The sequence below is a fragment of the Pseudoalteromonas sp. NZS11_1 genome (assembly GCF_015864275.1).
In the GTDB taxonomy this organism is placed as follows: Bacteria; Pseudomonadota; Gammaproteobacteria; order Enterobacterales; family Alteromonadaceae; genus Pseudoalteromonas; species Pseudoalteromonas arctica.
The window spans coordinates 1-20,632 of record NZ_JADYXK010000012.1 but is presented as its reverse complement, the minus strand read 5'-3'; the positions used below and the strand labels follow the sequence as shown (position 1 = coordinate 20,632).

16 protein-coding genes and 1 tRNA gene are annotated in these 20,632 nt (G+C 42.2%); 16 read left to right on the top strand and 1 reads right to left on the bottom strand.

Features of this window, described 5'->3' with window-relative positions:
- The first annotated feature begins 91 nt into the window (after positions 1-91).
- From I6F44_RS10295 to tuf, 13 genes are all read left to right on the top strand, one after another.
- Positions 92-168: transfer RNA gene (locus tag I6F44_RS10295), tRNA-Trp, on the top strand.
- A 132-nt stretch (positions 169-300) separates the two neighbouring features.
- On the top strand, positions 301-678 hold the full coding sequence (gene secE / locus I6F44_RS10290) for a preprotein translocase subunit SecE (RefSeq protein ID WP_002958877.1): 378 nt from the start codon (positions 301-303) through the stop codon (positions 676-678).
- A 4-nt stretch (positions 679-682) separates the two neighbouring features.
- Positions 683-1,246, top strand: a complete 564-nt coding sequence (nusG, locus tag I6F44_RS10285) for a transcription termination/antitermination protein NusG (RefSeq protein ID WP_007580122.1) — start codon at positions 683-685, stop codon at positions 1,244-1,246.
- Between the two features lie 213 nt (positions 1,247-1,459).
- Positions 1,460-1,888, top strand: coding sequence for a 50S ribosomal protein L11 (gene rplK / locus I6F44_RS10280; protein ID WP_002958879.1), 429 nt, complete (start codon positions 1,460-1,462; stop codon positions 1,886-1,888).
- Positions 1,889-1,891: 3 nt separating this feature from the next.
- Positions 1,892-2,596 carry a 50S ribosomal protein L1 gene (rplA, locus tag I6F44_RS10275; protein ID WP_007580124.1) on the top strand — a complete coding sequence of 235 codons (705 nt, stop codon included), beginning with the start codon at positions 1,892-1,894 and terminating at the stop codon, positions 2,594-2,596.
- A 322-nt stretch (positions 2,597-2,918) separates the two neighbouring features.
- A complete protein-coding gene (gene rplJ / locus I6F44_RS10270; RefSeq protein WP_002958881.1) occupies positions 2,919-3,413 on the top strand; it encodes a 50S ribosomal protein L10 in 495 nt (164 codons plus the stop codon).
- A 76-nt stretch (positions 3,414-3,489) separates the two neighbouring features.
- Positions 3,490-3,852, top strand: a complete 363-nt coding sequence (rplL, locus tag I6F44_RS10265; protein WP_002958882.1) for a 50S ribosomal protein L7/L12 — start codon at positions 3,490-3,492, stop codon at positions 3,850-3,852.
- A 271-nt stretch (positions 3,853-4,123) separates the two neighbouring features.
- The gene (gene rpoB, locus I6F44_RS10260) at positions 4,124-8,149 is read left to right on the top strand and encodes a DNA-directed RNA polymerase subunit beta (RefSeq protein WP_007580127.1); all 4,026 of its coding nucleotides are present in this window, start codon (positions 4,124-4,126) and stop codon (positions 8,147-8,149) included.
- Between the two features lie 104 nt (positions 8,150-8,253).
- Positions 8,254-12,429: a DNA-directed RNA polymerase subunit beta' gene (gene rpoC, locus I6F44_RS10255; protein ID WP_007580130.1), complete on the top strand. Its 4,176-nt coding sequence runs from the start codon at positions 8,254-8,256 to the stop codon at positions 12,427-12,429.
- Positions 12,430-12,623: 194 nt separating this feature from the next.
- Complete coding sequence (gene rpsL / locus I6F44_RS10250) at positions 12,624-12,998, top strand: 30S ribosomal protein S12 (RefSeq protein ID WP_002958885.1); 375 nt, start codon at positions 12,624-12,626, stop codon at positions 12,996-12,998.
- A 97-nt stretch (positions 12,999-13,095) separates the two neighbouring features.
- Positions 13,096-13,566 carry a 30S ribosomal protein S7 gene (rpsG, locus tag I6F44_RS10245; protein ID WP_010555004.1) on the top strand — a complete coding sequence of 157 codons (471 nt, stop codon included), beginning with the start codon at positions 13,096-13,098 and terminating at the stop codon, positions 13,564-13,566.
- A gap of 27 nt (positions 13,567-13,593) precedes the next feature.
- Positions 13,594-15,708: an elongation factor G gene (gene fusA, locus I6F44_RS10240; RefSeq protein ID WP_007580132.1), complete on the top strand. Its 2,115-nt coding sequence runs from the start codon at positions 13,594-13,596 to the stop codon at positions 15,706-15,708.
- A gap of 62 nt (positions 15,709-15,770) precedes the next feature.
- Positions 15,771-16,955, top strand: coding sequence for an elongation factor Tu (tuf, locus tag I6F44_RS10235; RefSeq protein WP_024589451.1), 1,185 nt, complete (start codon positions 15,771-15,773; stop codon positions 16,953-16,955).
- Positions 16,956-17,563: 608 nt separating this feature from the next.
- Here the strand turns inward: tuf and I6F44_RS10230 are convergent.
- A complete protein-coding gene (locus I6F44_RS10230) occupies positions 17,564-18,424 on the bottom strand; it encodes a YicC/YloC family endoribonuclease (RefSeq protein WP_002958889.1) in 861 nt (286 codons plus the stop codon).
- A gap of 179 nt (positions 18,425-18,603) precedes the next feature.
- On the opposite strand from I6F44_RS10230, the gene rph reads away from it, so the two are divergent.
- From rph to I6F44_RS10215, 3 genes are read left to right on the top strand one after another with little or no spacing between them, the layout of a single operon-like run.
- Positions 18,604-19,317 (top strand): ribonuclease PH, encoded by a 714-nt coding sequence (gene rph, locus I6F44_RS10225; protein ID WP_197173729.1) that lies wholly within the window; start codon positions 18,604-18,606, stop codon positions 19,315-19,317.
- A gap of 18 nt (positions 19,318-19,335) precedes the next feature.
- The gene (gene pyrE / locus I6F44_RS10220; RefSeq protein ID WP_007583381.1) at positions 19,336-19,980 is read left to right on the top strand and encodes an orotate phosphoribosyltransferase; all 645 of its coding nucleotides are present in this window, start codon (positions 19,336-19,338) and stop codon (positions 19,978-19,980) included.
- 56 nt (positions 19,981-20,036) lie between these two features.
- Positions 20,037-20,417 carry a diacylglycerol kinase gene (locus tag I6F44_RS10215; protein ID WP_024591295.1) on the top strand — a complete coding sequence of 127 codons (381 nt, stop codon included), beginning with the start codon at positions 20,037-20,039 and terminating at the stop codon, positions 20,415-20,417.
- Positions 20,418-20,632 lie beyond the last annotated feature (215 nt).

Genomic DNA, 20,632 nt, shown 5'->3' with positions numbered 1-20,632 from the left:
ATAATGTAATTAATTAATTAGATTTTCCAATGTGGGTATCTTTTAGGCTTGTGTTAATGAACTGCGTAAGTATAATAGGCATCCACTTTGCAGGGGCGTAGTTCCAATTGGTAGAACAGCGGTCTCCAAAACCGATGGTTGGGAGTTCGAATCTCTCCGCCCCTGCCAGTCTTACTTGTTATTTGAGTAGTCTGAGCTTAAAAACCGGTTTAAATTAAGTCTGTTTTTAAGTTTAGATTTTAATGGATTAACCCTGCCGTAGTGTAGGGTTGTTGTGTCTGTAGTTAAGGTAATAATATTATGAGCACGAATGTAGAAACACCATCAAGTGCGATGGAGTCAGTAAAGTGGTTAGTAGCAATCGCGCTACTTGCAGGCGCAGTTGTTGGTAATCACATGTATGCAGATCAATCTGTACTACTACGTGCTATCGGCGTTGTTGTTGCAATAGCGGCCGGATTAGCAATTGCCTCGCAAACATTTAAGGGACGTAACTTTCTTGCTTTCGCTAAAGAAGCTCGAATTGAAGTACGCAAAGTTATTTGGCCAACGCGCCAAGAAACTACCCACACGACATTAATTGTAATGGTTGCAACAGTGATTATGGCACTTATCCTTTGGGGATTAGATGGCATTTTATTCCGCGCTGTAGGCTTTTTAACTGGATTGGAGATCTGATCCCATGTCGGATGAGAACGAGAACAAAGAAATTAAGTTACGTTGGTATGTAGTACAAGCCTTTTCTGGTTACGAAAAGCGTGTAGCTCAAACGTTAACTGAACACATTAAAATCGAAGGTCTTGAATCGAGCTTTGGTGAGATACTAGTACCAACTGAAGAAGTTGTTGAGATGCGCGCTGGCCAAAAGCGTAAATCTGAGCGTAAATTCTTTCCAGGTTATGTATTAGTACAAATGGATATGAATGACGCAAGCTGGCACTTAGTGAACAGCACTGAACGTGTAATGGGCTTTATTGGTGGAACGTCTGATCGTCCTGCTCCAATAACTCCTAAAGAAGCAGAACGCATTCTTAATCGCCTTCAAGAAAATGCTGAAGCACCTAAACCTGCTACATTATTTGAACCAGGTGAAGTTGTTCGCGTTACAGACGGACCATTTGCAGATTTCAGTGGTGTAGTTGAAGAAGTTGACTACGAAAAGAGCCGCGTAAAAGTATCTGTACTTATTTTTGGTCGTTCTACGCCAGTTGAGCTTGAATTCGGTCAAGTTGAGCAAGATAAGTAATTGATTAAAAAAGCTTCGCTAATTTTTATTTAAATTTTGGCATGAAGCTTGAAAAAGGCCGCTGATTAACTTATAATCAGCGGCCTTTTTGTATTAAGGTAAAATTTATTTTTACTGTGCAAAAAGTACGAAACCAATTTTTAAACTGGGAAGCCGTTAGAGTACGCGTCCTCGCGCGCACAAGGCTGAGACCCACCAAATGAGGTATTTATAATGGCTAAAAAAGTTGAAGCTCTAATCAAGCTACAAGTTGCCGCTGGTATGGCTAATCCTAGTCCTCCAGTAGGTCCTGCACTAGGTCAACACGGTGTAAACATCATGGAATTCTGTAAAGCGTTTAACGCACGTACAGAGTCTATCGAAAAAGGCGCTCCAGTTCCTGTAGTGATCTCTGTTTACGGTGACCGTTCATTTACGTTCGACATGAAAACGCCACCTGCTGCTTACTTACTTAAGAAAGCTGCTGGTATCAAGTCAGGCTCAGGCCGTCCTAACACTGATAAAGTAGGCACAGTAACTCGTGCTCAACTTGAAGAAATTGTTGAGACAAAACGAACTGACCTTACAGCTGCCGATATGGACGCAGCGGTTCGCACTATCGCAGGTTCTGCGCGTGCGATGGGCTTGAACGTAGAGGACTAAGAAATGGCTAAATTAACTAAACGTATGCGTACTATCCGCGAAAAAGTGGAAGTAACAAAAGATTACGAAATCAATGAAGCAGTTGCTCTTTTAAAAGAGTTAGCGACAGCTAAATTCGTAGAAAGTGTTGACGTTGCCGTTAACCTTGGTATCGATGCTCGTAAATCTGATCAAAACGTTCGTGGTGCTACTGTACTACCTAACGGTACTGGTCGTGACGTTCGTGTTGCTGTATTCACACAAGGCGCTAATGCAGAAGCTGCAAAAGAAGCCGGTGCTGAATTAGTAGGCATGGAAGATCTTGCTGAACTAGTTAAAAAAGGCGAGATGAACTTTGACGTTGTTGTTGCATCACCAGACGCTATGCGTGTTGTTGGTCAACTAGGTCAAATCTTAGGCCCACGTGGTCTAATGCCAAACCCTAAAACTGGTACTGTAACGCCTAACGTTGCAGAAGCAGTTAAAAATGCTAAAGCAGGTCAAGTACGTTACCGTAATGACAAAAATGGCATCATCCATACTACTATTGGTAAGGTTGATTTCACTGCAGAGCAATTACAACAAAACCTTGAGTCTCTAATTGTTGCGCTTAAGAAGGCTAAACCTTCTCAAGCTAAAGGTGTTTACTTGAAGAAAGTAACTATCTCTACAACAATGGGCGCAGGCGTTTCTGTTGACCAAAACACTTTAAGCACAACTGTAGCTTAATCAGTGTTTACATGGCGTGAAATTTGTACTATAATTTCGCGCCATTTTGTTGATTAATTTATTAATTGGCAAAGTAAAGAATTCGGGTTGAAGTCCATAATTTCGTTAAGCCTTCGGGGTTAACGATAAATTGGGCTTCCGTCCAAGACCGTAGGTGGCTTCGGCCTTAATATTCACCTACGTAGACGGTGTAGACCCCAGATAGATTTTTCCTAATCCTTCTGGCTCTCGCCGTAAAAAGCATCTCTACCTTGTTTGGTAGGGAAGAGTAGAACAGGGGAATCCGATAATCGGTATCCCCATTAAACCAGGAGTAACACCCATGGCTTTAAATCTTCAAGGCAAAAAAGCAATAGTTGCTGAAGTCAACGAAGCAGCCAATGGTGCTCTATCTGCAGTTGTTGCAGATTCTCGTGGTGTAACAGTTGGCGCAATCACTGCCCTTCGTAAAGAAGCTCGTGCAAATGGTGTTTGGATGAAAGTTGTCCGTAACACTTTAGCAAAACGTGCTCTTGAAGGAACAGATTTTGAGTGTCTTTCTGATTCATTTGTTGGTCCAAGCTTAATCGCTTTCTCATCAGAGCACCCAGGTGCTGCTGCGCGTATCTTTTCAGATTTCGCGAAAAAGAATGAGAAATTCGAGCTTAAAACGGCCGCTTTTGAAGGAAATGTTGTTGATGCAGCAATGCTTGCTACATTACCTACATACGACGAAGCTGTTGCACGCTTAATGAGTGCTATGAAAGAAGCGTCTGCTGGCAAATTGTGTAAAACAATTGAAGCAGTACGTGTACAGAAAGAAGAGCAAGCTGCTTAATTTCAAGCTGTTTAATCTCACTTTCGGTGTAAAATTTATTTGGACGTAATGTCCGTTAATTATTAGGAAATTTGTAATGTCTGTATCTAAAGACCAAATCCTTGACGCAATTGCTGAAATGTCAGTAATGGACGTTGTTGCTCTTATCGAAGCAATGGAAGAAAAATTCGGCGTAACTGCTGCAGCTGCAATGGTAGCTGGTCCAGCTGCTGAAGCTGCTGAAGAGAAAACAGAATTTGACGTAATCCTTACTGGCGCTGGCGCTAACAAGGTTTCTGCAATCAAAGCTGTTCGTAGCGCAACTGGCCTTGGCCTTAAAGAAGCGAAAGCTCTTGTTGAAGCTGCTCCTACACCTGTTAAAGAAGGTGTATCTAAAGAAGAAGCTGAAGCACTTGCAAAAGATCTTACTGAAGCTGGTGCTGAAGTTGAGGTTAAGTAATTTAGCTTTTGCTAAGTTCGCTGCCTGAGAAATCAGGCAAGGGCTGGTGATTATTTAATCACCGGCCTTTTTGCGCTATAGAGTGATGCACTCTTTTAGTTCAAATAAAATCTGATTTTTTCTTTACTTTCAACGCTTTATAGTTTGCTAGTGTTAAAGTGGGATCTAATTAGAACAACAGTTAAATGTTGTAAAATCTTGGCATAGCTGCCAGTTAAGTCTGTTCTTACAAGAACAGGTCGGGTCAAAGATCAGCAAGCTGAGGAACCCCATGGCTTACTCTTATTCTGAAAAGAAACGTATCCGTAAGGATTTTGGTAAACGTCCACAAGTTTTGGATATACCTTTTTTACTGTCTACACAGTTAGAATCGTTTAAAAAATTCTTAGTGCCGGACGCTGATGGCGATCATGGTTTGGAAGCTGCCTTCCGTTCTGTGTTCCCTATTAAAAGCTACTCGGGAAATTCTGAGCTTCAATACGTAAGTTACCGTATTGGTGAGCCAGTTTTCGATGTAAAAGAATGTCAAATTCGCGGTGTGACTTATTCTGCTCCACTTCGCGTGAAACTGCGTCTTGTTGTTATGGACAAAGAAGCACCAGGCACAGTTAAAGACATTAAAGAGCAAGAAGTTTACATGGGCGAAATTCCGCTCATGACAGATACCGGTACTTTTGTAATCAATGGTACAGAGCGTGTTATCGTTTCTCAGCTACACCGTAGCCCTGGTGTATTCTTTGATAACGACCGCGGTAAAACCCATTCATCGGGTAAAGTATTATATAACGCACGCGTTATACCTTACCGTGGTTCATGGTTAGACTTCGAATTTGATGCAAAAGATAACTTATATGTACGTATTGACCGTCGTCGTAAATTACCGGCGTCTATCATCCTACGTGCACTAGAGTATTCTAGCGAACAAATCCTAGATATGTTCTTCGATAACACTACGTTTGAAGTAACGAATGGTAAAGTTCTTATGGAACTTGTACCTTCGCGTTTACGTGGTGAAACTGCCGCTTTTGATATCAAGAGCGAAGACGGTGAAGTATTTGTTGAAAGCGGTCGTCGTGTTACGGCTCGCCACATCAAGAGCATCGAAAAGAAAGGCATTAAGCAATTAGAAGTACCACATGAGTACATCATTGGCCGTATTGTAGCTAAAAACTATGTTGATGAGTCAACTGGTGAAGTTATTGCAAATGCAAATGACGAGCTAACTCTAGAGCTAATGGCTGAATTGGTTAAAGCCGGTTACACTAAAATTGATACGTTATATATCAATGAAGTGGACAGCGGTGCTTACATGTCAAATACATTAAACATTGACTCTGCAAGCAGCCGTTTAGAAGCACTAGTAGAAATTTACCGCATGATGCGCCCAGGCGAGCCACCGACGAAAGACGCGGCTGAAGCCTTATTCCAGAACTTGTTCTTCTCTGAAGAACGTTATGACTTATCTACTGTAGGTCGTATGAAGTTCAATAGCCGTGTTGGTTACGATACAGACACAGGCCCTGGTACATTAAGCAAAGAAGACATCGTGTCTGTTATGAAAGTATTAATTGCTATTCGTAACGGTCAAGGCGATGTTGATGATATCGATCACTTAGGCAACCGTCGTATACGTAGTGTTGGCGAAATGGCTGAGAACCAATTCCGTGTTGGTCTAGTACGTGTTGAACGTGCTGTACGTGAGCGTTTAAGCTTAGGTGACCTTGACGCAATAATGCCACAAGATCTTATTAACGCTAAGCCTATTTCGGCAGCTGTTAAAGAGTTCTTCGGCTCGTCTCAGTTATCACAGTTTATGGACCAAAATAACCCACTATCAGAAGTTACGCATAAACGTCGTATCTCTGCATTAGGTCCGGGCGGTCTAACTCGTGAACGCGCAGGCTTTGAAGTACGTGACGTTCACGTAACTCACTATGGTCGCGTATGTCCAATCGAGACTCCTGAGGGTCCAAATATCGGTCTAATTAACTCGTTGTCTACGTACGCACGTACAAATGACTACGGTTTCTTAGAAACACCTTACCGCAAAGTGGTAGACGGTGTTGTAACTGATGAAGTTGATTATTTATCAGCCATTGAAGAAGGTCAGTTTGTTATCGCACAGGCGAACTCAAACTTAACTGAAACCAATGAGTTTGTTGATGAACTTATCCCATGTCGTCACAAAGGTGAATCTACCTTTATGGGTCGCATGGACCAGCAGTATATGGATGTATCACCACAACAGGTGATCTCTGTAGCGGCAGCACTTATCCCGTTCCTAGAACACGATGATGCTAACCGTGCATTGATGGGTTCAAACATGCAACGTCAAGCAGTACCAACATTGAAAGCGGATAAGCCGTTAGTAGGTACTGGTATTGAGTTAACACTAGCGAAAGATTCTGGTGTAACTATCGTTGCTAAACGTGGTGGTGAAGTAATGTATGCTGACGCAAGTCGCATCGTTGTAAATGTACATGAAGAAGAACGCATTCCTGGTGAAGCGGGCATCGACATCTACAACTTAACCAAATACACACGTTCAAACCAAAATACATGTATTAACCAAAAACCAACTTGTATGGTTGGCGAACCGGTTACTCGTGGTGACGTGTTAGCAGATGGTCCTTCGACTGACTTAGGTGACTTAGCCCTTGGTCAAAACCTTCGCGTGGCATTCATGCCATGGAACGGTTATAACTTCGAAGATTCAATCTTGTTATCAGAGCGCGTAGTTGAAGAAGATCGTCTAACGACTATCCATATTCAAGAACTACAGTGTGTTGCCCGTGATACTAAATTAGGTCCAGAAGAGATCACTGCAGATATCCCGAATGTGGGTGAGTCTGCGCTAGGCAAGCTTGATGAATCAGGCGTTGTATATATTGGTGCTGAAGTTAAAGGCGGCGATATCCTAGTAGGTAAAGTGACTCCTAAAGGCGAGACACAGCTTACACCTGAAGAGAAGCTACTGCGTGCTATCTTCGGCGAAAAAGCGTCTGACGTTAAAGACAGCTCTTTACGTGTACCAAATTCTGTAACTGGTACTGTAATTGACGTGCAAGTTTTCACCCGTGATGGTGTTGAAAAAGATAAACGCGCGTTAGAAGTTGAAGACATGCAGCTTCGCGAAGCGAAGAAAGACTTCAACGAAGAGTTCCGTATTTTAGAAGCAGGCGTTTTAGACCGTGCACGTAAGCTACTTATAGCTGCTGGTTTTGATGAAGATAAACTTGCATCTCTAAATGCTGAAAAAGTACTTACGCAAAGCCTTGCTGAAGAAGACAAGCAAGCTGAGCTTGAGCAACTAGCTGCACAGTACGATGAACTTAAAGCTGAATACGATAAGAAGTTTGAAAACAAACGTCGTAAAATTACCCAAGGTGATGACTTAGCACCAGGCGTACTTAAGATTGTTAAAGTATACCTAGCTGTTAAACGTCGTATCCAACCGGGTGATAAAATGGCGGGTCGTCATGGTAACAAAGGTGTTATCTCGACTATCGTACCAGTAGAAGATATGCCTTACGATGACAAAGGTCGTACGGTAGATATCGTATTGAACCCACTAGGTGTACCATCACGTATGAACATCGGTCAGATCCTTGAAACACATATGGGTCTTGCTGCACGTGGTATCGGTGAACGTATTGAAGAGATGATGAAAGAGCAACGTGAGCTTCATGAGCTACGTGACTTCATCAAGCAAGCATACGAAATTGGCGAATCTCGCCAAGTTGTAGATATTGCTAGCTTCACTGATGACGAAATTCGTCGTCTAGCTGAAAACTTAAAAGGTGGTTTACCAATAGCTACTCCTGCATTTGATGGCGCGAAAGAAAGCGAAATCAAAGACATGCTTGAGCTTGCGGGCTATCCTCGTAGTGGTCAGGTTACACTTTATGATGGCCGTACTGGCGATCAGTTTGAACGTCAAGTAACTGTTGGTTACATGTACATGCTTAAACTTAACCACTTGGTTGACGATAAGATGCACGCACGTTCTACTGGTTCTTACAGCCTTGTTACTCAGCAGCCGCTGGGTGGTAAAGCACAGTTCGGTGGCCAGCGTTTTGGTGAGATGGAAGTATGGGCACTTGAAGCTTATGGTGCTGCTTACACTCTACAAGAAATGCTAACAGTGAAATCGGATGACGTGAACGGTCGTACTAAGATGTATAAAAACATCGTTGATGGTAACCATAAAATGGAACCAGGTATGCCAGAATCGTTCAACGTATTGTTGAAAGAAATCCGCTCACTGGGTATCAACATCGAGTTGGAAGAAAATTAAGCCAATTAGATGCTGCAGTTAACGCTGCAGCATCTGTTACGGCTGAATAGAATGTAGGGACGAGATTATCCGTCCTCAAGATTAACTCCGACAGGAGAGCTAAGGTGAAAGACTTACTTAAGTTTCTGAAGCAACAAAATAAGACCGAAGAATTCGATGCAATTCGCATTGGTCTTGCTTCACCAGACATGGTTCGTTCATGGTCATACGGTGAAGTAAAGAAACCTGAGACTATTAACTACCGTACTTTCAAGCCTGAGCGCGATGGCTTATTCTGTGCCCGTATTTTCGGCCCAGTGAAAGATTATGAGTGTTTATGTGGTAAATATAAACGCCTTAAACACCGTGGTGTGATCTGTGAAAAGTGTGGCGTTGAAGTAACACTCACTAAAGTGCGACGCGATCGTATGGGTCATATCGACCTTGCGAGCCCAGTTGCACATATATGGTTTTTAAAATCATTACCGTCACGTATTGGCTTAATGCTAGATATGACGCTTCGTGATATTGAACGTGTTCTTTACTTCGAATCATTCGTAGTAACTGAACCTGGTATGACAACGCTTGAGCGTGGTCAGCTATTAGGTGAAGAAGAATACTTAGATTCACTAGAAGAGCACGGTGATGAGTTTGAAGCTAAGATGGGTGCTGAAGCAGTTTTAGACTTGCTTCGTGAACTTGATCTTGCTCAATTAATTGCTGAGATGCGTGAAGAGTTACCAACAATTAACTCTGAAACTAAGCGTAAAAAAATCACTAAACGTCTTAAGTTAATGGAATCGTTCCACCAATCAGGTAATAACCCTGAGTGGATGATCATGACAGTACTTCCAGTATTGCCACCTGATCTACGCCCATTAGTACCATTAGACGGTGGTCGTTTTGCGACATCTGATCTAAATGACCTTTACCGTCGTGTTATTAACCGTAATAACCGTCTTAAGCGTCTACTAGATTTAGCAGCACCAGACATTATTGTACGTAACGAAAAACGTATGTTACAAGAAGCGGTAGATGCGCTACTTGATAACGGTCGTCGTGGTCGTGCAATTACAGGTTCTAACAAACGTCCTCTTAAATCTCTTGCTGATATGATCAAGGGTAAGCAAGGTCGTTTCCGTCAGAACTTACTTGGTAAGCGTGTGGATTATTCAGGCCGTTCTGTAATCACAGTTGGTCCTACACTTAAGCTTCACCAATGTGGTCTTCCGAAGAAGATGGCACTAGAGCTATTCAAACCATTCATCTATGGCAAATTAGAACGTCGCGGCATGGCTACGACAATCAAAGCTGCTAAGAAGATGGTTGAACGTGAAGTTCCGGAAGTATGGGATGTACTTGACGAAGTAATTCGTGAACATCCAGTATTACTTAACCGTGCACCAACACTTCACCGTTTGGGTATCCAAGCGTTTGAGCCTGTGCTTATCGAAGGTAAAGCGATTCATTTGCATCCATTAGTATGTGCGGCTTACAACGCCGATTTCGATGGTGACCAAATGGCGGTACACGTACCGTTAACAATCGAAGCGCAGCTTGAAGCTCGTGCATTGATGATGTCAACAAACAACATTCTATCTCCTGCGAATGGTGAGCCAATCATCGTTCCTTCACAGGATGTTGTATTGGGTCTTTATTACATGACTCGTGACCGCATTAACGCTAAAGGCGAAGGCGCGATATTTAAAGATCCAAAAGAAGCAGAAAAAGCATACCGCAGTGGCAATGCAGACCTTCACGCAATTGTGAAAGTACGTATTAGCCAATCAGTTAAAAACGAAGACGGCGTAGTAGAAGATACTATTACTGTTATCGATACAACTGTTGGTCGTGCGATTCTGTCTCTAATTTTACCTAAAGGCATGCCGTTTGCGTCAATCAACCAGCCGCTAGGTAAAAAGCAGATTTCTGGCTTATTGAATGAGTGTTACCGTCGTCTAGGTCTTAAAGATACAGTTATCTTTGCTGACCAAGTTATGTACACCGGTTTCCATTATGCAATGAAGTCAGGTGTATCTATCGGTATTGATGACTTAGTTATCCCACCGGTTAAAGCACAGATAATTGAATCAGCTGAAGCTGAAGTTACTGAAATCAACCAACAATTCCAATCAGGTCTTGTAACGGCTGGTGAAAAGTACAACAAAGTTATCGATATCTGGTCACGTGTAAACGAAAACTTATCACGTGAGATGATGTCTAACTTGTCGAAAGACACAGTTATCAATGCACAAGGTGAAGAAGTAGAGCAACCGTCATTTAACTCAGTGTTTATGATGGCCGACTCAGGTGCTCGTGGTAGTGCTGCACAGATTCGTCAGTTGGCGGGTATGCGTGGTCTAATGGCACGTCCAGATGGTTCAATCATCGAGACTCCAATCACAGCTAACTTCCGTGAAGGTCTAAACGTACTTCAGTACTTCATCTCAACGCATGGTGCGCGTAAAGGTCTTGCCGATACAGCACTTAAAACAGCAAACTCGGGTTACCTAACGCGTCGTCTAGTAGACGTTGCACAAGATTTGGTAATCAATGAAGATGACTGTGGCACAGAAGATGGCTTAACAATGAAACCGCTTATTGAAGGTGGTGATGTTGTAGAAGCACTTCGTGAACGTGTTCTAGGTCGTGTTGTTGCTGAAGATATTGTGATTCCAGGTACTAATACAGTGCTTGTTGAACGTAATATCATGCTAGACGAAAAACTGTGTGATCTTTTAGAAGAGCATTCAGTAGATGAAGTTCGTGTACGTTCTGTTATCACTTGTGATAATGACTTTGGTGTTTGTGCTAACTGTTATGGTCGTGACCTAGCACGTGGTCATATCATCAACGCTGGTGAATCAGTGGGTGTTATCGCGGCACAGTCAATTGGTGAGCCGGGTACACAGTTAACAATGCGTACCTTCCACATCGGTGGTGCGGCATCTAGAGCGTCTGCAGAAAATAATGTACAAGTTAAAACTAACGGTACATTAAAACTTCATAACTCTAAGTACGTATTAAACACAGACGGTAAGATTGTTATTACCTCTCGTTCTACGGAAATTACTATCATTGATAGTCATGGTCGTGAGAAAGAGCGTTATAAAGTACCTTACGGTGCGGTATTAACAGTGCAAGACAATGCTGAAGTTCTAGGTAACGATATCGTTGCTACTTGGGACCCGCATAGTCACCCAATCGTTCTTGAGCATAAATCAAAAGTATCGTTCAGCGATATCGATGATTCAAATACTGAAGCACAGACTGATGAGCTAACTGGTTTAACCCGTGTAGTTGTAAAAGATCTTGCTAAAGTAAATACGAAAGAACCAAAGCTTATCATCGAAAGTGAAGAGCGCGGTCTGCAAGAAACACGTCTTCCTTCATTCACGACGATTGAAGTTATTGACGGCGTTACAGCAAACCCAGGTGACGTGTTAGCACGTATTCCGCAAGAAGGTTCGAAAACTCGTGATATCACGGGTGGTCTACCACGCGTAGCCGACTTATTTGAAGCTCGTAAGCCAAAAGAACCAGCTATATTAGCTGAAGTAACTGGTACAATTAGCTTCGGTAAAGAGACTAAAGGTAAGAAGCGTTTAGTTATTACTCCAGCTGAAGGTGATCATTACGAAGAGATGATTCCTAAATGGCGTCAACTTAACGTGTTTGAAGGTGAGCAAGTGTCTAAAGGTGAAGTTATCGCCGATGGTCCTGAATCACCGCACGACATCTTACGCCTACGTGGTGTGACTCATGTTGCTAACTATATCGTTAACGAAGTGCAAGAGGTTTACCGTTTGCAAGGCGTTAAGATCAATGACAAGCACATTGAAACAATTATCCGTCAAATGTTACGTAAATGTACCATTATGCACGGCGGTGATACTGACTTCTTAGCCGGTGAACAAATCGAAGTGGCGCGCGTTAATATCGCAAACCGTGACCTTGAAAAACAAGGTAAGATACCAGCTAAGTTTGAAATCCAGTTAATGGGTATCACAAAAGCATCACTAGCAACAGAATCTTTCATCTCTGCAGCGTCTTTCCAAGAGACAACACGTGTTCTTACAGATGCGGCAGTGAATGGTAAGAGCGATGAGCTTCGCGGTCTTAAAGAAAACGTAATTGTGGGTCGTTTGATCCCAGCCGGTACCGGTTTTGCGTATCATCAAGAACGTATGGCTCGCCGTAAACAAAGCAAAGTAGTAGTAGAAGAGCAAACAGTAAGTGCAGAAGAGGCAACTCAAGCACTTACAGACGCTCTAAATGCTGATTTGTCTGGAAATCAATAAACTGTTCTTAATCAATAGATTAAGTGATCGCAAGTCAGTTATATGCTGTCTTGCGGTTAGTTTAGGTTGACAGGTTAAACTTTGCTCATTAAAATTCCGCCACCCATTTACTTGTGTGCTTAATGCAGGCTCGTAAATAAAGGGCGGATTTTTTATTTTTTTCAGTAGTAATTTTAATTTCAGGAGCTATTTAAATGGCAACTATTAACCAGCTAGTGCGTAAGCCACGCCGTAGCAAGGTTACGAAAAGTAACTCAGCTGCACTAAAAGCGTGTCCGCAAAAGCGCGGTGTATGTACTCGCGTATATACAACTACACCTAAGAAACCAAACTCGGCGTTACGTAAAGTAGCACGTGTACGTTTAACTAACGGTTTCGAAGTAACTTCATACATTGGCGGTGAAGGTCATAACCTTCAAGAGCATAGTGTAATCCTAATCCGTGGTGGTCGTGTTAAAGATTTACCAGGTGTGCGTTTTCACACTGTTCGTGGTGCACTTGACTGTGCAGGCGTTAGCGATCGTCGTCAAGCTCGTTCTAAATACGGTGCAAAACGCCCTAAAGGCTAATTGTTTTCCGTTAGTAAGGCCAAGCACTAAATATTTATAATTATTGTTTTGGGTGATTGACTCGAAAGAGCAAACCTGAATAAACCGGAGATACAAAATGCCTAGAAGACGCGTAATCGGTCAACGTAAAATTCTTCCAGATCCTAAGTTCGGATCGGAACTTCTTGCTAAATTCGTTAACATCGTGATGTTAGACGGCAAGAAATCTACTGCTGAAAAAATTGTTTATGGTGCGCTAGACGTGGCTGCTGAGAAATCAGGCAAGTCGCACCTAGAAATCTTTGAAACTGCACTTGATAACATCCGCCCACAGGTAGAAGTTAAATCTCGCCGTGTTGGTGGTTCAACTTATCAAGTACCAGTTGAAGTACGTCCAGTTCGTCGTAACGCATTAGGTATGCGTTGGTTAGTAGACGCTGCACGTAAGCGTGGCGAAAAATCTATGGGCTTACGTTTAGCTCAAGAAATCGTTGACGCTTCTGATAATAAAGGCACTGCGGTTAAGAAACGTGAAGACGTTCACCGTATGGCTGAAGCGAATAAAGCATTCGCTCATTACCGTTGGTAATCTGTCTTTAACCTTTAAGAGGATCATATGGCACGTACAACTCCACTTGAGCGCTATCGTAATATAGGTATTGTCGCTCACGTAGATGCAGGCAAAACCACCACAACAGAACGTGTTCTGTTCTACACGGGTCTTTCTCATAAGATCGGTGAAGTACATGATGGCGCTGCAACTATGGATTGGATGGAGCAGGAACAAGAGCGTGGTATCACAATCACTTCTGCTGCAACAACGTGTTTTTGGAAAGGGATGGATGCTCAATTTGACGCCCATCGTATCAATATTATTGATACTCCAGGACACGTAGATTTCACTATCGAAGTAGAGCGTTCTTTACGCGTATTAGATGGTGCGGTAGTTGTTCTTTGTGCTTCATCTGGTGTACAGCCGCAAACTGAGACAGTTTGGCGTCAAGCGAACAAATACGAAGTTCCGAGAATGATCTTCGTAAATAAAATGGATCGCACGGGCGCTGACTTCTTAGCTGTGGTTAGCCAGGTGAAATCTCGTCTTGGAGCAACGCCTGTTCCAATTCAGTTGCCTGTAGGCGCTGAGGACGACTTTAAAGGTGTTATTGACCTTATAAAAATGAAAGTGATTAACTGGAACGAAGCGGACCAGGGTATGACTTTCTCTTATGAGGCAATACCGGCAGAACTTCTGGAATTAGCTGAAGAATGGCGCTCTCACTTAGTTGAAAGCGCTGCTGAAGCAACAGAAGAACTAATGGATAAATACTTAGAAGGTGAAGAGTTAAGTGAAGCAGAAATTAAAAATGCTTTACGCCAACGAACATTAGCTAATGAGATTGTTCCAGTTACTTGTGGTAGCGCATTTAAAAACAAAGGTGTTCAAGCTGTGCTTGATTGCGTTGTTGAATATATGCCCTCACCAGAGCAAGTGAAACAAATCCAAGGTATCTTAGAAAATGGTACTGAGGAAGAACGTCCAGCTAATGATAAGGCGCCGTTTGCTGCACTCGCTTTTAAGATTGCAACAGACCCGTTTGTTGGAACCTTGACCTTTTTCCGTGTTTACTCTGGTACTGTTAAACAGGGTGACACGGTATATAATCCAGTAAAAAGTAAGCGTGAGCGACTTGGCCGTATCGTACAGATGCATTCAAACTCTCGTGAAGAGATCAAAGAAGTTTTCGCAGGCGACATCGCGGCAGCTATTGGTCTTAAAGACGTAACAACAGGTGAAACACTGTGTGATCCGAATTCTATTATTACGCTTGAGCGTATGGAATTCCCTGAACCAGTAATCTCTATTGCGGTTGAGCCTCGCACTATAGCTGACCAAGATAAGATGGGTATCGCGCTGGGTAAACTAGCTGCTGAAGACCCTTCTTTTCGAGTACAAACTGACGAAGAATCAGGCCAGGTTATAATCTCTGGCATGGGTGAACTTCACCTAGATATCATCGTCGACCGTATGAAACGTGAATTCAGTGTTGAATGTAACGTTGGTAAGCCGCAGGTCTCATACCGAGAAGCTATTCGTTCAACTGTTAAGGTTGAAGGGAAGTTTATACGTCAGTCAGGTGGTCGTGGTCAATATGGTCACGTTTGGATTAAACTTGAACCGATGGATATTACGGATGATGAGTCACCAATTTACGAGTTCGTTAACGAAACCGTAGGTGGTTCTGTTCCTAAAGAGTTCGTCCCTGCGGTAGACAAAGGTATCCAAGAGCAAATGTCTCAAGGTGTACTGGCAGGCTACCCATTACTTGGCGTTAAAGCGACTTTATATGATGGTTCATTCCATGATGTAGATTCGAATGAAATGGCATTTAAAATAGCAGGTTCACTGGCAATGAGAGATGGGGCGCTTAAAGCTAACCCTGTACTACTAGAGCCAGTAATGAAGGTTGAAGTACTCACTCCTGATTCAAATATGGGTGATGTAGTTGGCGACTTAAACCGTCGCCGCGGCATAATCGAAGGCATGGAAGATGCATTAGGTGGACTTAAGCAAATTAATGCGCAGGTTCCTCTTTCTGAAATGTTTGGTTATGCAACTGCTTTACGATCTGCAACACAGGGCCGTGCCTCATACTCTATGGAGTTTGTGAAGTACGCTGAAGCCTCTAAAAACGTTGCAGATACAATAATTTCAGCTCGCGCTGTTATATAATTTTAGCTTGTCTGGCTCAATAGTGAGTCAGGCTTTAATTTCTTTATTAGGAATTTTTTAAGATGGCAAAAGAAAAGTTTGAACGCGTAAAACCGCACGTAAACGTTGGTACAATCGGCCACGTTGACCACGGTAAAACTACACTAACTGCAGCAATCACTAACGTACTTGCAAAAGTATACGGCGGTGTTGCTAAAGATTTCGCATCAATCGACAACGCTCCTGAAGAGCGCGAACGTGGTATCACTATTTCAACGTCTCACGTTGAATACGATACTCCTTCACGTCACTACGCACACGTAGATTGTCCTGGTCACGCCGATTATGTTAAAAACATGATCACTGGTGCTGCTCAAATGGACGGCGCGATCTTAGTAGTTGCTGCGACTGATGGCCCTATGCCACAAACGCGTGAGCACATCCTTCTTTCTCGTCAAGTTGGCGTTCCTTACATCATCGTGTTCATGAACAAATGTGACATGGTAGATGACGAAGAGCTACTTGAACTAGTAGAAATGGAAGTTCGTGAACTTCTTTCAGAATACGATTTCCCAGGTGATGACTTACCTCTAATTGCTGGTTCTGCGCTTAAAGCGTTAGAAGGCGAGAAAGAGTGGGAAGATAAGATTGTTGAGCTTGCAAACGCACTTGATACTTACATCCCAGAGCCAGAGCGTGACATCGATAAGCCTTTCATCATGCCTATCGAAGACGTTTTCTCAATCCAGGGTCGTGGTACTGTTGTAACTGGTCGTGTTGAAGCTGGTATCATCCGCATCAATGACGAAGTAGAAATTGTTGGTATCAATGATACAACTCGTTCTACTTGTACTGGTGTTGAAATGTTCCGTAAGCTTCTAGACGAAGGTCGTGCTGGCGAAAACATCGGCGCACTTCTACGTGGTACTAAACGTGAAGACGTTGAACGTGGTCAAGTACTAGCTAAGCCTGGTTCAATCAACCCACATACTACATTCACTTCAGAAGTATACGTACTTTCGAAAGATGAAGGTGGTCGTCATACTCCATTCTTCAAAGGTTACCGTCCACAGTTTTACTTCCGTACAACTGACGTAACAGGTGACGTACAGTTACCAGATGGCGTGGAAATGGTAATGCCTGGTGATAACATCAAGATGACAGTAACTCTAATCGCACCAATCGCGATGGATGAAGGTCTTCGTTTTGCTATCCGTGAAGGTGGTCGTACTGTAGGTGCTGGTGTTGTAGCAACTATCGTAGCGTAATTATTAGCCTAGCTAATTGTTACCAAAAAGCCCGAGCTTAGTCTCGGGCTTTTTAATGTCTAGAATAAAGTGTCATATGAAGGTGGCGCTCTTACTTTATGCGTAGGTGCGTTGTAGTAACGTTCAAAGCGTAATTATTAGCCTAGCTAATTGTTACCAAAAAGCCCGAGCTTAGTCTCGGGCTTTTTAATGTCTATAATAAAGTGTCATATGAAGGTGGCGCTCTTACTTTAGGCGTAGGTGCGTTGTAGTAACGTCCAAAGCGTAATTATTAGCCTAGCTAATTGTTACCAAAAAGCCCGAGCTTAGTTTCGAGCTTTTTAATGTCTAGAATAAAGTGTCATATGAAGGTGGCGCTCTTACTTTAGGCGTAGGTGCGTTGTAGTAACGTTCAAAGCGTAATTTTTAGCCTAGCTAATTGTTACCAAAAAGCCCGAGCTTAGTCTCGGGCTTTTTAATGACTAAAATAAAGAGTGATTTGAAGGTGAGAATCTCACATTAGACGAAGATGCTTGGTAACAACATGCAAAATATTATTGGTATTAATAAAAAACCCGAGCCTAGCCCGGGTTTCGATAAGTTATGAATATGCCATAATTGGCTGAAAACTATTCAATATTTTGGATCTGTTCTCTCATTTGTTCAATCAACACTTTTAACTCTACAGCGGCAGTAGTGATGTCACTATTGATAGACTTAGATGCTAGCGTGTTAGCTTCACGATTAAATTCTTGCATCATAAAATCTAGGCGGCGGCCGCATGCGCCACCTTTTTTAAGGATTTTTTTAGTTTCTTTAACGTGAGACTTTAAACGATCTAATTCTTCAGCTACATCTTGTTTTTGAGCAAGATAAATAAGTTCTTGTTCAAGGCGCGACTCGTCAATGTTTGCTGTTAAGTCTTCTAGCTTTTGAGCCAGTTTTTCACGTTGCCACTTAGCAATCTCAGGCATGTGCGTTTCTACAATTTCTACTTGCTCTAAAATCGCATCAAGGCGGATTGCTATCATTTCTTCAAGGTTTGCACCTTCATCGCCACGAGCTGATTTAAAATCTTCGATTACTTGATCAAGACCAGCAATTAGTGCTGTATTAACGCTATCCATATCAAGTTCTTCAGCTTCCATAACACCAGGCCAACGTAATATATCAACAGGATTAATGTCGCCATTACTTTGCTGTTGAACCCATTTCGCGCTATTTATAAGTTGCTCAGCAAGGGCTTGGTTAATTGATAGCTCACCAACATGGGCAGGATTTGCTACAAACTTTAAAAAAACCTCAACTTTACCGCGTTGTAAGTGTTTGCGTAAACGCTCACGAATAACTGGCTCCATGCCACGAAATTGCTCTGGTGCGCGAATAAATGTTTCAAGGTAACGCTGGTTCACTGAACGAACTTCCCAAGTGCCAGTTCCCCAATCGCCTTTTATTTCGCGACGCGCATAAGCTGTCATACTGTGGATCATGGATATTTTCCTAAATTTATAAATACAATATTACGATGATTATACCGTAACACCGCTTAAGCTCTAGGGAAAATTTAATACACTGAATATTTTGCATACAGCTATTTATTTAAATCAGCATGGTATCTATACCCACATACACTTATAATGTCGCAAATTCTGAATTAAGGGGATCGTCAATGCGTCCAAGCGAAAGAACACCTAACCAAATTAGACCTGTTACATTTACACGTAATTATACTTTGCATGCTGAAGGCTCAGTACTTGTTGAGTTTGGTAACACCAAAGTACTTTGTACAGCTACTGTCGAATCGGGCGTTCCTCGTTTCATGAAAGGTCAGGGTAAAGGTTGGATCAATGCTGAATACGGTATGTTACCGCGAGCAACGCATACGCGTAATGCTCGAGAAGCTGCACGTGGTAAGCAGGGCGGTCGTACTATGGAAATTCAACGTTTAATTGCACGTGCACTTCGTGCTGCTGTTGATTTAAAAGCACTTGGCGAAAACACAATCACTATCGACTGTGATGTAATTCAAGCAGATGGCGGTACACGTACTGCTTCTATAAGTGGTGCATGTGTTGCACTTGTTGATGCGCTAACGCATATGCGTGCCAAGGGTATGATTAATTCAAACCCACTTAAACATATGATTGCGGCTACTTCAGTAGGTATATACAAAGGCCAAGCAATTAGCGATTTAGAATATATTGAAGATTCAGCAGCAGAAACTGATATGAATGTAATTTTAACCGAAACAGGTAAAATTATAGAAATTCAAGGTACAGCCGAAGGCGAACCTTTCTCGTTTGATGAGCTAGATGAGTTACTTACTTTAGCTAAACATTCTATTCGTGAAATCATTGACGTACAAAAGCAAGCATTAGCATAAATAGGTAGGCCACTAGATATGAAAGATTATCAAAAAGAGTTTATAGAATTTGCTCTAGAGAAGCAGGTATTAAAATTTGGTGAGTTTACTTTAAAGTCTGGGCGCATAAGTCCTTACTTTTTTAATGCCGGTTTGTTTAATACAGGTCGTGACTTAGCACGTTTAGGTCGTTTTTATGCATCAGCATTAGAAGATTCAGCGATAGAGTACGATGTACTATTTGGTCCCGCGTATAAGGGTATCCCAATAGCGACAACGACGGCAGTTGCATTAGCAGATCACCATGATAAAGATGTACCGTACTGTTTTAACCGTAAAGAGAAAAAAGCACACGGTGAAGGTGGTACATTAGTAGGCTCAGAACTCAATGGCAAAATAATGCTAGTTGATGATGTAATTACCGCAGGTACCGCTATTCGTGAGTCTATGGAAATTATTGCACAAAATGGTGCAGACCTTAGTGGTGTTTTAATTGCATTAGATCGCCAAGAAAAAGGTAAAGCCGAGTTATCAGCTATTCAAGAAGTTGAACGCGACTTTAATACCAAAGTAATTTCTATTGTAAAATTAGCAGACCTTATTAGCTACCTTGAAAACCAAGGAACGATGGGCGAGCATTTAGCCTCAGTTAAAGCTTACCGTGATCAATACGGCGTAGCATAAATAAAAAGCCTCGCAGTGCGGGGCTTTATTTTTACCTTCATTCATAGAGTTTATTAATGAAAGATGTATTAAAACCAAATGGCTTAGGCCTCAAACGCGTTTTCAAAGCAACCTATTGCTCCTATCTTGGCTTTAAAGCAGCATTTAAAGAAGAAGCTGCATTTAGACAAGAGCTATTACTAAGCCTTATATTATTCCTCACTTCATTTTGGCTTGCTTCATCATTATTACACTGGGCAATACTAATTAGCTCACTGCTTATTATTCTAATTGTTGAATTGCTAAACTCTGCCATTGAAGCATTAACAGATCGAGTAAGTACAGAATTGCATGTATTGTCAGGTAGAGCCAAAGATATGGGATCTGCAGCCGTAACACTTTCATTAACGATCGTATTGATCATATGGGGTGTAAGTCTTTATATGAAGATCGTTTAAGCTTACTTTTAATATTAGTGAAGTTTAAACACCTTTAGTTGTTAATAATTTGCTAGTTATGTTGTATTTTTAACGTGTTTAGCTCAAATGCTCAGCGAACAGCACATTATTTCAAGTTTTCTTCAAAAAAGGGTTGATCTGTTTTCGGATCTCCCTATAATGCGACCCCACTGAGACGGGAAACGCCAACGCATAGCGAGGCACGAACAACTCAG